Source organism: Amycolatopsis sp. NPDC058278, from assembly GCF_042881395.1.
In the GTDB taxonomy this organism is placed as follows: Bacteria; Actinomycetota; Actinomycetes; order Mycobacteriales; family Pseudonocardiaceae; genus Amycolatopsis.
On sequence record NZ_JBHVXZ010000002.1, the window covers coordinates 68,476 to 84,063 of the forward strand.

Here is a 15,588-nt window from a genome sequence, read left to right on the forward strand (position 1 = left end):
AACCGCCGTGACATCCGGGGTTTCGCCACCCGGACCCCCGAAAAGCGAGCACACGTGAGACTTCTGGGAGTTGAGTTCAGTGGCTGACGAGGGACAACTCCGCGACTACCTCAAGCGGGCCATCGCCGACGCCCGCGACGCCCGCACGCGGTTGCGCGAGGTCGAGGACCAGGCGCGGGAGCCGATCGCCATCGTCGCCATGGCGTGCCGGTACCCGGGCGGGGTGTCCTCGCCCGAGGACCTGTGGCGGCTGGTGGCCGAGGGGACCGACGCCGTCTCCGCGTTCCCCGGTGACCGCGGCTGGGACGTCGACGGGCTCGTCGACCCGGACCCCGACCGCCCAGGCACGACGTACACGGACCAGGGTGGCTTCCTCCACGAGGCCGGCCTCTTCGACGCGGGGTTCTTCGGGATCTCGCCGCGCGAGGCCGTCGCGATGGACCCGCAGCAGCGGCTCCTGCTGGAGACGTCCTGGGAGGCCATCGAGCGCACCGGCACCGACCCGCTTTCCCTGAAGGGCAGCGACATCGGCGTCTTCACCGGCGTCGCGAGCATGGGCTACGGCGCCGGTGGCGGCGTGGTCGCGCCGGAACTGGAGGGCTTCGTCGGCACCGGTGCGGCGCCGTGCATCGCGTCCGGCCGGGTGTCGTACGTCCTCGGCTTCGAGGGGCCGGCGGTCACCGTCGACACCGGGTGTTCGTCGTCGCTGGTGGCGATGCACCTCGCCGCGCAGGCGCTGCGGCGCGGCGAGTGCTCGATGGCGCTGGCCGGCGGCGCGATGGTGATGGCGCAGCCCGGTTCCTTCGTTTCGTTTTCCCGGCAGCGCGGGCTCGCCACGGACGGGCGCTGCAAGGCGTTCGCCGACAGCGCCGACGGCATGGGGCTGGCCGAGGGCGTCGGCGTCGTCGCGCTGGAACGGCTGTCGGTCGCCCGTGAGCGCGGGCACCGGGTGCTGGCGGTGCTGCGGGGCATCGCGGTGAACCAGGACGGCGCTTCGAACGGCTTGACCGCGCCCAACGGGCCGTCGCAGCAGCGGGTGATCCGCGCCGCGCTCGCCGAAGCCGGGCTGGCACCGTCCGATGTGGACGCCGTCGAGGGGCACGGTACGGGCACGACGCTGGGCGACCCGATCGAAGCGCAGGCGCTGCTGGCCACCTACGGGAAGGGCCGGGACCCGGAGAAGCCGCTGTGGCTCGGTTCGATCAAGTCGAACCTCGGGCACACGCAGGCGGCCGCGGGCGTGGCCAGCGTGATCAAGATGGTGCAGGCGCTGCGCCACGGCGTGCTGCCCCCGACGCTGCACGTCGACCAGCCGTCCACCGAGGTCGACTGGTCGGCCGGCGCGGTCTCGCTGCTGACCGAGGCGCGGGAGTGGCCGCGCGAAGGCCGGCCGCGCCGGGCCGGGGTGTCCTCGTTCGGGATCAGCGGGACCAACGCCCACCTCATCCTGGAGGAAGCGCCCGAGGAGGAGACGCCGGTCGCGGAAGCGCCCTCCGCCGGGGTGGTGCCGGTCGTGGTGTCCGCCCGCGGCGCCGGAGCCCTGGCCGGTCAGGCCGGGCGGCTGGCGGCGTTCCTCGAGACGTCCGGCGAGCCCCTCTCCGACATCGCGGGGGCGCTGGTGTCCGGCCGCTCCCTGTTCGCGGACCGGGCCGTCGTGGTGGCGGGCACGCGCGAGGAGGCGACGGCCGGGCTGGCGGCAGTGGCCCGCGGCGAAAGCACGCCCGGCGTGGTGACCGGCACGGTGGCCGCCTCGGGCGTGCCGGGCAAGGTCGTGTGGGTGTTCCCGGGCCAGGGTTCGCAGTGGGTGGGCATGGGCCGGGAGCTCCTCGACGCGTCGCCGGTGTTCGCCGAGCGGATCGGCGAGTGCGCGGCCGCCCTCGAACCGTGGATCGACTGGTCCCTGCTCGACGTCCTCCGTGGCGAGGGTGACCTGGACCGGGTCGACGTGCTGCAGCCCGCCTGTTTCGCCGTGATGGTCGGCCTGGCCGCGGTGTGGCAGTCCGTGGGCGTCCGGCCCGATGCCGTGGTGGGGCACTCCCAGGGTGAGATCGCGGCCGCGTGTGTGGCGGGGGCGTTGTCGCTGCAGGACGCGGCGAAGGTGGTTGCCCTGCGCAGCCAGGCCATCGCGGCGAAACTGGCCGGTCGCGGGGGGATGGCCTCGGTCGCGTTGAGCGAGGAAGACGCCGTCACGCGCTTGGCGCCGTGGGCCGACCGGGTCGAGGTGGCCGCGGTCAACAGCCCGTCGTCGGTGGTCGTCGCCGGCGACGCCGAGGCCCTCGACCAGGTCCTCGAAGCGCTGGCGGGGCAGGACATCCGGGTGCGGCGGGTCGCGGTGGACTACGCCTCGCACACCCGGCACGTCGAAGACATCCAGGAGCCCCTCGCCGAGGCACTCGCCGGGATCGAGGCACAGGCGCCGTCGCTGCCGTTCTTCTCCACCCTCACCGGCGACTGGATCGGCGACGCCGGAGTTTTCGACGGCGATTACTGGTACCGGAACCTGCGCAACCAGGTCGGCTTCGGCCCGGCGGTGGCCGAGCTGATCGGCCTGGGGCACCGGGTGTTCGTCGAGGTCAGCGCGCACCCCGTGCTCGTCCAGGCGATCAGCGAGATAGCCGACGACTCGGTCGTCACCGGTTCGCTGCGGCGCGAGGAGGGTGGCCTCCACCGGCTGCTCACGTCGATGGCCGAGCTGTTCGTCCGCGGCGTCGACGTGGACTGGGCCACGATGGTGCCGCCCGCGCGCGTCGACTTGCCGACGTACGCCTTCGACCACCAGCACTACTGGCTGCGGTACGTCGAGACCGCGACCGACGCGGCCGGTCCGGTGGTCCGGCTGCCGCAGACCGGCGGCCTGGTCTTCACCTCGGCGTGGTCGCTGAAGGCGCAGCCGTGGCTGGCCGAACACACCCTGGACGACGTCGTTGTCGTGCCCGGCAGCGCGCTCGTCGAGCTGGCGGTCCGGGCCGGTGACGAGGCCGGCACCCCGGTGCTGGACGAACTCCTCATCGAGACGCCCCTGGTCGTGCCGGAACGCGGCGCGATCCGGGTGCAGGTCACGGTGAGCGGACCGGCCGAGAGCGGCGTCCGGACCCTGGAAGTGCACTCCCAGCCCGAAGCCGCCACCGACGAGTGGACCCGGCACGCCACCGGAACACTGTCGGCGACGCCGTCCGCCGGCAGCGGGTTCGACTTCACGGCTTGGCCGCCTCCGCGTGCGCGGCAGGCCGGCGACGAGATCTTCGCCGAAGTCTCCTTGCCGGACGATGCGGACCCCGGCGCGTTCGGCATCCACCCCGCGCTCCTGGACGCGGCCCTGCACCCCGCCCTGCCCGGCGACGACGGTCTGACGCAGCCCATGGAATGGCGAGGCCTGACACTGCACGCCGCGGGGGCGTCGACGCTGCGGGTCCGGTTGGTGCCCGGCGGGTTCCTGGAAGCGGCCGATGGCGCCGGCAACCTGGTCATCACGGCGAAGGAGGTTGCCCTGCGCCCGATGTCGATCGGGCAGCCGCGCACCACCACCCAAGACTCGCTGTTCCAGGTGAACTGGATCGAACTCCCCTCGGGTCACCAGGCCGACGGCGACGCCGACGTGCTGGAGGTGCCCGGGGGCGACTCCCCGCTGACGGCGACGTCCCGGGTGCTGGAGAAGCTCCAGGCCTGGCTGACCGAGCCCGAGGCGGAACGCCTGGTCGTGGTGACGCGCGGCGCGGTGCCCGCCGGGGACGCCCCGGTGACCGACCCGGCCGCGGCGGCGGTGTGGGGCCTGGTCCGGTCCGCGCAGGCGGAAAACCCGGAGCGGATCGTCCTGCTGGACACCGACGGCGAAGTTCCGCTGGGTGCGGTGCTGGCCACCGGTGAGCCGCAGGTCGCGGTGCGCGGCACAGCGCTGTACGTCCCGCGCCTGGCCCGCGCCGACGGGGCCGCGGCGGCCCCGGTGTTCAGTCCACAAGGGACCGTGCTGGTCTCCGGTGCGGGTGTGCTCGGCGAGATCGTGGCGCGGCACCTGGTCACCCACCACGGCGTGCGGAAGCTGGTGCTCGCCAGCCGCCGCGGCCTGGACGCCGACGGCGCGAAGGACCTCGTCACCGACCTCATCGGCGAGGGCGCGGACGTGTCCGTCGTCGCCTGCGACCTCGCCGACCGGGACCAGGTGGCCGCCCTCCTGGCCGCCCACCGCCCGGCGAGCGTCATCCACACGGCGGGGGTTCTGGACGACGGCGTCATCGGGACGCTGACCCCGGAGCGGCTGGCCAAGGTGTTCGCGCCCAAGGTCGACGCGGTCCGTCACCTCGACGAGCTCACCCGCGACCGGGACCTCGGCGCGTTCGTCGTCTTCTCCTCCGGCTCGGGCGTGTTCGGCTCGCCCGGGCAGGGCAACTACGCGGCGGCGAACGCGTTCCTGGACGCGGCGATGGCGAGCCGCCGGGCGGCCGGGCTGCCCGGCCTCTCGCTGGCCTGGGGCCTGTGGGAGCAGGCCACCGGCATGACCGCGCACCTCGGCGGCACCGACCAGGCGCGAATGAGCCGGGGCGGGGTGCGGCCGATCACGGCCGAGGAGGGCATGGCCCTGTTCGACACGGCACTTTCCAGTACGGCACCGGGCGCACCGCCGGCGCTGCTCGTGCCGGTCAAGCTCGACCTGCGGGAGGTGCGGGCCGGCGGTGCCGTGCCGCACCTGCTGCGCGGCCTGGTCCGCACCGGGCGGCGGCAGGCCCAGGCCGCGTCCACAGTGGACAACCAGCTGCCGGGCCGGCTGGCCGGGCTGGCGGCGCCCGAGCAGGAGGCGCTGCTCGTCGACCTCGTGCGCGGTCAGGTCGCGGCGGTGCTCGGGCACAGCGGGGCGGACGCGGTCCGCGCCGACACCGCGTTCAAGGACGCCGGGTTCGACTCGCTCACCTCGGTCGACCTGCGCAACCGGCTGCGGGAGAGCACCGGGCTGAAGCTGCCCGCGACACTCGCCTTCGACTACCCGACCCCGCTGGTCCTCGCCCGGCACCTGCGCGACGAGCTCGGGGCCGGCGACGACGCGCTTTCGGTGGTGCACGCCCGGCTCGAAGACGTCGAGGCGCTGCTCGGCGGGCTGCGGCTCGACGAATCCACGAAGACCGGTCTCACCCTCCGGCTGCAGGGCCTGGTGGCCCGCTGCAACGGGGTGACCGACCAGACCGGCGGCGAAACGCTGGCGGACCGGCTCGAGTCCGCGTCCGCCGACGAAGTCCTCGACTTCATCGACGAGGAGCTGGGTCTCACCTGACCCCGGTTCGAGACCGACGCTCCAGCAACCTTTGTGAGGACACAGGAATGGCCACGGACGAGAAACTCCTCAAGTACCTCAAGCGCGTCACGGCGGAGCTGCACAGCCTGCGCAAGCAGGGGGCCCGGCACGCCGACGAACCGCTCGCCGTCGTCGGGATGGCCTGCCGGTTCCCGGGTGGGGTGTCGTCGCCCGAAGACCTGTGGCAGCTCGTGGCCGACGGCGTCGACGCCCTCTCGGACTTCCCTGACGACCGGGGCTGGGACACCGACGGCCTGTTCGACCCGGACCCCGACCACCCCGGGACGTCGTACACCAGCCAGGGCGGCTTCCTGCACGGCGCCGGGCAGTTCGACGCGGGCCTGTTCGGCGTCTCGCCGCGCGAGGCCCTCGTCATGGACCCGCAGCAGCGGGTGCTGCTGGAGACGTCGTGGGAGGCCATCGAAGATGCCGCCATCGACCCGCTTTCGCTGAAGGGCAGCGACGTCGGCGTGTTCTCCGGGGTCTTCACCCAGGGCTACGGCGCCGGGGCGATCACGCCGGACCTGGAGGCGTTCGCGGGCATCGGGGCGGCGTCGAGCGTGGCCTCGGGCCGGGTGTCCTACGTCTTCGGGCTCGAAGGCCCGGCGGTCACCGTCGACACGGCGTGCTCGTCGTCGCTGGTGGCCATCCACCTCGCCGCCCAGGCACTGCGCGCGGGCGAGTGCTCGATGGCGCTCGCCGGCGGGGCGACCGTGATGCCGACGCCCGGCACCTTCGTCGCGTTCTCCCGCCAGCGGGTGCTGGCCGCCGACGGCCGGTCCAAGGCCTTCTCCTCGACCGCGGACGGCACCGGCTGGGCCGAGGGCGCCGGGGTGCTCGTCCTCGAACGGCTTTCGGTGGCGCAGGAACGCGGGCACCGGATCCTGGCGGTGATCCGCGGCAGCGCGGTGAACCAGGACGGCGCGTCGAACGGCCTGACCGCGCCGAACGGGCCTTCGCAGCAACGCGTGATCCGCAAGGCGCTGGCCGGGGCCGGGCTGGTCGCGTCCGATGTGGACGTCGTGGAGGCGCACGGGACGGGCACCGCGCTGGGCGACCCCATCGAAGCGCAGGCGCTGCTGGCGACCTACGGCCAGGGCCGCGAGCGGCCCTTGTGGCTGGGCTCGATCAAGTCGAACTTCGGGCACACGCAGGCGGCCGCCGGGGTCGCGGGCGTGATCAAGATGGTGCAGGCGCTGCGGCACGGCGCCCTGCCGCCGACCCTGCACGTGGCCGAGCCGACACCCGAGGTCGACTGGTCGGCCGGTGCGGTGGAACTGCTGACCGAGCCGCGCGAGTGGCCCGGCGGCGACCGGCCGCGCCGGGCCGGGGTGTCCGCGTTCGGGATCAGCGGGACGAACGCGCACCTGATCCTCGAGGAGGCACCCCCGGCGGAAGCCGTCACGGAAGAACCGGAGGCCGAGGGGCCGGTGCCGCTGGTCGTTTCGGCGGGCAGCCCCGCGTCCTTGGCGGCCCAGGCCGGCCGCCTCGCCGGCGTCCTGGAGTCCGGCGGCGTGTCACGGGCCCGGCTGGCGAGCGCGCTGCGGTCGGGCCGGGCACTGCTCGGGGACCGCGCGGTCGTGGTCGCGGGAACGGACGAGGAAGCGGTGGCGGGGCTGCGTGCGGTGGCCCGCGGGGAACGCGCGCCCGGCGTGGTGACCGGTTCGGCCAAGCCCGGCAAGGTCGTCTACGTCTTCCCCGGCCAGGGGTCGCAGCGGCTCGGGATGGGCCGCGAACTGCACGACCGGTACCCGGTGTTCGCGACGGCGTTCGACGAGGCCTGCGCGCAGCTGGACGCCTGCCTGGCCGGACGGGCCGGGCACAGCGTGCGGGACGTCGTGCTCGGCGAAGTGCCGGCCGAAATCGGGCTGCTGAACCAGACGGTCTTCACGCAGGCCGGGCTGTTCGCGGTGGAGAGCGCGCTGTTCCGGCTCGCCGAGTCCTGGGGGGTCCGGCCGGACGTGGTGCTCGGCCACTCGATCGGGGAGATCACCGCCGCGTATGCCGCGGGCGTCTTCTCGCTGCCGGACGCCGCGCGGATCGTCGCGGCGCGGGGCCGGCTGATGCAGGCGCTGGCGCCGGGTGGGGCGATGGTCGCCGTGGCCGCCTCCGAAGACGAGGTCGCCGGACTGCTCGGCGAGGGCGTGGAACTCGCGGCCGTCAACGGCCCTTCGGCGGTCGTCCTCTCCGGGGACGAAGACGCGGTCGTCGCGGCCGCCGCCCGCATGCGCGAGCGCGGGCACAAGACCAAGCAGCTCAAGGTCTCGCACGCCTTCCACTCCGCCCGGATGGAACCGATGCTGGCCGAGTTCGCCGCCGAGCTGGCCGGCGTGACGTGGCGCGAGCCGGAGATCCCGGTGGTCTCCAACGTGACCGGCCGGCTCGCCGGGCCCGGCGAACTGACCGGGCCGGGCTACTGGGCCGAGCACGTGCGGCGGCCGGTGCGGTTCGCCGAGGGCGTCGCGGCCGCGGCGGAGGCCGGTGGCTCGCTGTTCGTGGAGCTCGGGCCGGGCGCGGCGCTGACCGCCCTCGTCGAGGAATCGGCCGACGTCGCGTGCGTCGCGGCCCTGCGGGACGACCGGCCGGAGGACACCGCGCTGATCGCCGCGGTCGCCGAGCTGTTCGTCCGCGGGGTGGCGGTCGACTGGTCCGCGCTGCTGCCGCCGGTGACCGGGTTCGTCGACCTGCCGAAGTACGCCTTCGACCAGCAGCACTACTGGCTGCAGCCCGCCGCGGCGGCCACGGACGCGGCCTCGCTCGGGCAGGTCGCGGCCGACCACCCGCTGCTGGGCGCGGTGGTCCGGCTGCCGCAGTCGGACGGCCTGGTCTTCACCTCCCGGCTGTCGCTGAAGTCGCACCCCTGGCTGGCCGACCACGTCATCGGCGGGGTGGTGCTCGTCGCGGGCACCGGGCTCGTCGAGCTGGCGGTCCGGGCCGGGGACGAGGCCGGCTGCCCGGTCCTCGAGGAACTCGTCATCGAGGCCCCGCTGGTCGTCCCCGGCCACGGCGGGGTCCGGATCCAGGTCGTCGTGGGCGCGCCGGGGGAGACCGGTTCGCGCGCGGTCGAGGTGTACTCCCTGCGCGAGGACGCCGGTGCGGAGGTCTGGACCCGGCACGCGACCGGATTCCTGGCCGCGACGCCGTCGCGGCCGAAGCCGTTCGACTTCACCGCTTGGCCGCCGCCCGGCGCCGAGCGCGTCGAGGTCGAGGACTTCTACGACGGCCTCGTCGAGCGCGGGTACGCCTACGGGCCGTCCTTCCGCGGCCTGCGGGCGGTGTGGCGGCGCGGCAGCGGGCAGAACAACGAGGTGTTCGCCGAGGTCGCCCTCCCCGAGGACGACCGCGCGGACGCCGCCCGGTTCGGCATCCACCCCGGCCTGCTGGACGCCGCCCTGCACGCGGGCATGCTCGGTGCCACCACGACGGAAGAGCCGGGCCGGCCGGTGCTGCCGTTCGCCTGGAACGGCTTGGTCCTGCACGCGGCCGGGGCGTCGGCGCTGCGGGTCCGGCTCGCCCCGAGCGGTCCGGACGCCTTGTCGGTCGAGGCCGCGGACGAGGCCGGTGGTCTCGTCGTGACGGCGGATTCGCTGGTCTCCCGGCCGGTGTCGGCCGAACAGCTGGGCGCGGCGGCTCATCATGACGCGTTGTTCCGCCTGGAGTGGGCCGAGGTGACCCCGGCCGGAGAAGCCCCGGCGGATCACATCGAGGTGCTCGAAGCCGTCGGCGAAGAGCCCTTGGACCTGACCGGCCGGGTCCTGGAGGCCGTGCAGACCTGGCTCGCCGACGCGGCCGACGAAGCCCGGCTGGTCGTGGTGACCCGGGGCGCGGTGCCCGCCGGCGACGGTGTGGTGCGCGACCCCGCGGGTGCCGCGGTGTGGGGGCTGGTCCGGGCCGCGCAGGCGGAGAACCCCGGCCGGATCGTCCTGCTGGACACCGACGGCGACGTCCCGCTGGGTCCGGTGCTGGCCTCGGGGGAGCCCCAGGTCGCCGTCCGGGGCACCACGCTGACGGCCCCGCGGCTGGCGCGTGCCGAAGCCGTCGCGGAACCGGTCGTGTCCGGTCCGGACGGGACGGTCCTGATCTCGGGGGCCGGCTCGCTGGGCGTGCTCACCGCCCGGCACCTGGTGGCCCGGCACGGGGTCCGGCGGCTGGTGCTCGCCAGCCGGCGAGGCCCGGACGCCGTCGGCATGGCCGAGCTGACCGCCGAGCTCACCGCCCAGGGCGCCGAGGTCTCCGTGGTCGCGTGCGACCTGGCCGACCGGGACCAGGTGGCCGCGTTGCTGGCCGAACACCGCCCGGCCGCCGTCGTGCACACGGCGGGCGTGCTGGACGACGGCGTCTTCGAGTCGTTGACGCGGGAGCGGCTGGCCGGCGTGTTCGCGCCGAAGGTCACCGCGGTCCGCCACCTCGACGAGCTCACCCGCGAGCGGGACCTCGGCGCCTTCGTCGTGTTCTCGTCCGCCTCCGGGGTCTTCGGCTCCGCCGGGCAGGGCAACTACGCCGCCGCCAACGCCTACCTCGACGCCGTGGTGGCGAACCGCCGGGCCGCGGGCCTGCCGGGCACCTCGCTGGCCTGGGGCCTGTGGGAGCAGACCGACGGCATGACCGCCCACCTCGGCGGTGCCGACCAGGCACGCGCCAGCCGCGGTGGCGTCCTGGCCATCTCGCCCGCCGAGGGCATGGAGCTGTTCGACGCCGCGGTCGGCGCGCCGGACGCGCTCGTCGTCCCGGTCAAGCTCGACCTGCGCAAGACCCGCGCCGGCGGGACGGTGCCGCACCTGCTGCGCGGCCTGGTCCGCCCCGGCAGGCAGCAGGCGCGTCCGGCGTCCACAGTGAACCGTGGACTGACCGGGCGGCTCGCCGGGCTCGCCCCGGCGGAGCAGGAGGCGCTGTTGCTCGACGTCGTCCGCACGCAGGTCGCGCTGGTCCTCGGGCACGCCGGCCCGGAAGCCGTCCGCGCGGACACGGCGTTCAAGGACACCGGCTTCGACTCGCTGACGTCGGTGGAACTGCGGAACCGCCTGCGCGAGGCGAGCGGGCTGAAGCTGCCCGCGACGCTCGTCTTCGACTACCCGACGCCGGTCGCGCTGGCCCGCTACCTGCGTGCCGAACTCGGCGACCCGGCGGCGAGCGTTCCGGTGGCCGCCGCGGCCGCCGCGGATCCCGGCGAGCCGATCGCGATCGTCGGCATGGCGTGCCGGCTGCCGGGCGGGGTCACCGATCCCGAAGGCCTGTGGCGCCTGGTGCGCGAAGGCCTCGAAGGGCTGTCCCCCTTCCCCGAGGACCGGGGCTGGGACCTGGAGAACCTGTTCGACGACGACCCCGACAGCTCCGGCACGACGTACACCAGCCAGGGGGGTTTCCTCGACGGCGCCGGCCTCTTCGACGCGGGGTTCTTCGGGATTTCGCCGCGGGAGGCCCTGGCCATGGACCCGCAGCAGCGGCTGCTGCTGGAGACGTCCTGGGAAGCCCTCGAAGGCCTCGGTGTCGACCCGGGTTCGTTGAAGGGCGCCGACGTCGGGGTGTTCGCCGGGGTGTCCAACCAGGGCTACGGGATGGGCGCGGATCCGGCCGAACTGGAGGGGTACGCGAGCACGGCGGGCGCTTCGAGCGTCGTGTCGGGCCGGGTCTCCTACGTCTTCGGGTTCGAAGGGCCGGCCGTCACGATCGACACGGCGTGCTCGTCGTCGCTGGTCGCGATGCACCTGGCCGGACAGGCACTGCGGCAGGGCGAGTGCTCGATGGCCCTGGCCGGCGGCGTCACGGTGATGGGGACGCCGGGCACCTTCGTGGAGTTCGCGAAGCAGCGTGGCCTGGCCGGCGACGGCCGGTGCAAGGCCTACGCGGACGGCGCGGACGGCACCGGCTGGGCCGAGGGTGCCGGGATCGTCGTGCTGGAGCGGCTTTCGGTGGCGCGCGAGCGCGGCCACCGGGTGCTGGCCGTGCTGCGCGGCAGCGCGGTGAACTCCGACGGCGCCTCCAACGGCCTGACCGCCCCCAACGGGCCGTCGCAGCAGCGGGTGATCCGCCGGGCCCTCGCCGGCGCCGGCCTCCAGCCGTCCGATGTGGACATGGTGGAGGGGCACGGCACCGGGACGGCGCTGGGTGACCCGATCGAGGCGCAGGCCCTGCTGGCCACCTACGGCAAGGACCGGAACCCGGAGAAGCCGCTGTGGCTGGGGTCGGTGAAGTCGAACTTCGGGCACACGCAGTCGGCCGCCGGGGTCGCCGGGGTGATCAAGATGGTGCAGGCGCTGCGGCACGGCGTCATGCCACCCACCCTGCATGTGGACCGGCCCACCAGCCAGGTCGACTGGTCCGCCGGGGCGGTCGAAGTGCTGACCGAGGCGCGGGAGTGGCCGCGCACCGGCCGTCCGCGCCGGGCCGGGGTGTCCTCGTTCGGGATCAGCGGCACCAACGCCCACCTGATCATCGAAGAAGCGCCGGCCGAGGCGGAGCCGGTCGCCGGACCGCACGACGGCGGCGTGGTGCCGCTGGTCGTTTCGGCCCGCACCGCCGGATCCCTGGCCGGCCAGGCCCGCCGCCTGGCCTCGCTCCTCGAGGACGAGCCTCTTCCCGGCGTCGCCGGTGCGCTGCCCGGCCGCGCGCTGTTCGGCGAGCGCGCGGTCGTCGTGGCGGATTCCGCCGAGGAAGCCCGCAGTGGTCTCTCTGCGCTGGCCCGCGGCGAGGACGAACCGGGCCTGGTCACCGGCCGGGCGCCCGCGTCCGGCCTGCCGGGCAAGCTCGTCTGGGTGTTCCCGGGCCAGGGAACGCAGTGGGCGGGCATGGGCCGGGAACTCCTGGAGACGTCCCCCGTGTTCGCCGAGCGGATCGCCGAGTGTGCGGCCGCGCTGGCGCCGTGGATCGACTGGTCGCTGGTCGACGTGCTGCGCGGCGATGACCCCGGCCTGGCGGACCGGGTGGATGTCCTGCAGCCCGCGAGCTTCGCGATGATGGTCGGCCTGGCCGCGGTGTGGTCCTCGGCCGGGGTGGTGCCCGACGCGGTGCTCGGCCACTCCCAGGGCGAGATCGCCGCGGCGTGCGTGTCGGGGGCGTTGTCGCTCGAAGACGCGGCGAAGGTGGTCGCGCTGCGCAGCCAGGCCATCGCCGCGAAGCTCTCCGGCCGCGGCGGCATGGCCTCGGTCGCCCTGAGCGAAGAAGACGCCGTCACGCGCTTGGCGCCGTGGGCCGGCCGGGTCGAGGTGGCCGCGGTCAACAGCCCGTCGTCGGTGGTGATCGCCGGGGACGCCGAGGCCCTCGCCGAAGCCCTCGAAGCGCTGTCCGGCCAGGGCGTCCGCGTCCGGCGGGTGGCCGTGGACTACGCCTCGCACACCCGGCACGTCGAAGACATCGAGGAGACCCTGGCCGAAGCGCTGGCCGGGATCGGCGCCCGGGCACCGCTGGTGCCGTTCCTCTCCACCCTGACCGGTGCGTGGATCCGGGACGCGGGAGTCGTGGACGGCGGTTACTGGTACCGGAACCTGCGCGGCCAGGTGCGGTTCGGCCCGGCCGTGACGGCCTTGCTCGAGCAGGGGCACGGCGTGTTCGTCGAGATCAGCGCCCACCCGGTGCTGGTCCAGCCGATCACCGAGCTCACCGACGAAACCGACGCCGTCGTCACCGGTTCGCTGCGCCGGGACGACGGCGGCCTGCGGCGCCTGCTGACGTCGATGGCCGAGCTGTTCGTTCGTGGCGTCGAGGTGGACTGGACGTCGCTCGTGCCGCCCGCCCGGGCCGACCTCCCGACGTACGCCTTCGACCACGAGCACTACTGGCTCCGCGCCGCGGACACCGCCTCGGACGCCGTCTCGCTGGGGCTGGCCGGGGCGGACCACCCGCTGCTCGGCGCGGTCGTCGAGCTGCCGCAGTCCGACGGCCTGGTCTTCACTTCCCGGCTGTCGCTGCGCTCGCACCCCTGGCTGGCCGACCACGCGGTCCGGGACGTCGTGATCGTCCCCGGCACCGGGCTGGTCGAGCTGGCCGTGCGGGCCGGTGACGAAGCCGGCTGCCCGGTGCTCGACGAGCTGGTGATCGAGGCGCCGCTCGTGGTGCCCCGCCGCGGCGGGGTCCGCGTGCAGGTCGCCCTCGGCGGCCCCGGCGACGACGGCTCACGCACCGTGGACGTCCACTCCCTGCGCGAGGACGCGGACGGCTGGATCCGGCACGCCACGGGCGTGCTGGTCCCGGAGAACCGGCCGCGGGGAACCGCCGCGTTCGACTTCGCCGCGTGGCCGCCACCGGAGGCGGAACCCGTGGACGTCACCGGTGCCTACGACGTGCTCGCGGACGTCGGTTACGGCTACGGGCCCACGTTCCGGGCCGTGCGGGCGGTGTGGCGGCGCGGCAGTGGGGACAACACCGAAACCTTCGCCGAAATAGCGCTGCCCGAAGACGCTCGCGCGGAAGCCGGCCGGTTCGGCATCCACCCCGCGCTGCTGGACGCGGCCCTGCATTCGACGATGGTCAGCGCCGCGGCGGACACCGAGTCCTACGGCGACGAGGTGCGGCTGCCGTTCGCGTGGAACGGGCTGCGGCTGCACGCCGCCGGCGCCTCGGTGCTGCGGGTCCGCGTCGCCAAGCCCGAGCGGGACAGCCTGTCGCTGGAGGCCGTGGACGAGACCGGCGGCCTGGTCGTGACGCTGGATTCCCTGGTCGGTCGCCCGGTGTCGAACGAACAGCTGACGACGGCGGCGGGTTCGGCGGGCGCCGGCTCGCTGTACCGCGTGGACTGGACGCCACTGTCCTCTGTGGATACTTCGGGGCCGGTGCCGTCGTGGGTTCCGGTCGCCTCCGCGGAAGAGGTGGCGACGCTCGCCGACGACGTGCTCACCGGCGCGGCGGAGGCGCCGGCGGTCGCCGTCATGGAAGCCGTCGCCGGCGAGGACCCGGTGCTGGCGCTCACCGTCCGGGTGCTGGACGTGGTCCAGTGCTGGCTGGCCGGCGGCGGGCTGGAGGGGACGAAGCTGGCGATCGTGACCCGCGGCGCGGTGCCCGCCGGCGACGGTGTGGTGCACGACCCGGCCGCGGCCGCGGTGTGGGGACTGGTCCGGGCCGCGCAGGCGGAGAACCCGGACCGGATCGTCCTGCTCGACGTCGAGCCCGAAGCCGACGTGCCGCCGCTGCTGGCGTCGGTGCTCGCCGACGGCGAGCCGCAGGTCGCGGTGCGCGGCACCACCCTGTCCATCCCCCGCCTCGCCCGCGCCGCCCGGCCGGACCCGGCCGCCGGCTTCAAGACCCGGGGGCCGGTGCTGGTCACCGGCGGGACCGGCTCGCTCGGCGGCCTGGTCGCCCGGCACCTCGTCGAGCGGCACGGCGTCCGGCAGCTGGTGCTGGCCAGTCGCCGGGGCCTCGACGCCGAGGGCGCGAAGGACCTGGTCGCCGACCTCACCGGCCTGGGCGCCGACGTATCGGTCGCGGCCTGCGACGTCGCCGACCGGGACCAGGTGGCGGCCCTGCTCGAGGAGCACCGGCCGACCGCCGTGGTGCACACGGCGGGCGTTTCGGACGCCGGGGTGATCGGGACGGTGACGCCGGACCGGCTGGCCGAGGTGTTCGCGCCCAAGGTCGACGCGGTCCGCCACCTCGACGAGCTGACCCGCGACCTGGACCTCGACGCCTTCGTCGTCTACTCCTCGGTTTCCGCGGTGTTCATGGGCGCGGGCAGCGGCAGCTACGCCGCGGCGAACGCGTACCTGGACGGGCTGATGGCCCACCGGCGCGCGGCCGGCCTGCCGGGCCAGTCGCTGGCGTGGGGGCTGTGGGACCAGACCACCGGCGGCATGGCGGCCGGGACCGACGAGGCCGGCCGGGCCCGGATGACCCGGCGCGGCGGGCTGGTCGCCATGAAACCCGCGGAGGGCATGGACCTCTTCGACGCCGCCATCGGGTCGGGGGAGGCACTGCTGGTGCCCGCCCAGCTCGACCTGCGGGGCCTGCGCGCCGAGGCGGCGGGCGGCACCGAAGTACCGCACCTGCTGCGCGGCCTGGTCCGCGCCGGGCGCCGTCAGGCCCGTGTGACGTCCACTGTGGACGAAGACTGGACCGGCCGGCTGGCCGGGCTCGAGCCGGACGAGCGGGCGGAGGTCCTCCTGGACCTGGTGCGCGCCCAGGTGGCCGGGGTACTGGGCTACCGCGCCGCCCACCAGGTCGATCCGGACCAGGGACTGTTCGAGATCGGGTTCGACTCGCTCACCGCGATCGAACTCCGCAACCGGCTGCGCGCCCGCACCGAACGGAAGATCGGGCCCAGTGTCGTCTTCGACCATCCGACGCCGGCCCTGCTCGCCGCGCACCTGAACGAGCTGCTC

The 15,588-nt window shown here is 74.8% G+C and carries 1 protein-coding gene and 1 pseudogene; both read left to right on the top strand.

Going from position 1 to position 15,588, the window contains the following annotated elements:
• The first annotated feature begins 79 nt into the window (after nt 1–79).
• Nucleotides 80–5,260: an acyltransferase domain-containing protein gene (locus ACFVYA_RS01355; protein WP_387041050.1), complete on the top strand. Its 5,181-nt coding sequence runs from the start codon at nt 80–82 to the stop codon at nt 5,258–5,260.
• Nucleotides 5,257–15,588: pseudogene (locus tag ACFVYA_RS01360) on the top strand (SDR family NAD(P)-dependent oxidoreductase); the annotation flags it as partial. The gene ACFVYA_RS01355 and the pseudogene ACFVYA_RS01360, both read left to right, overlap by 4 nt.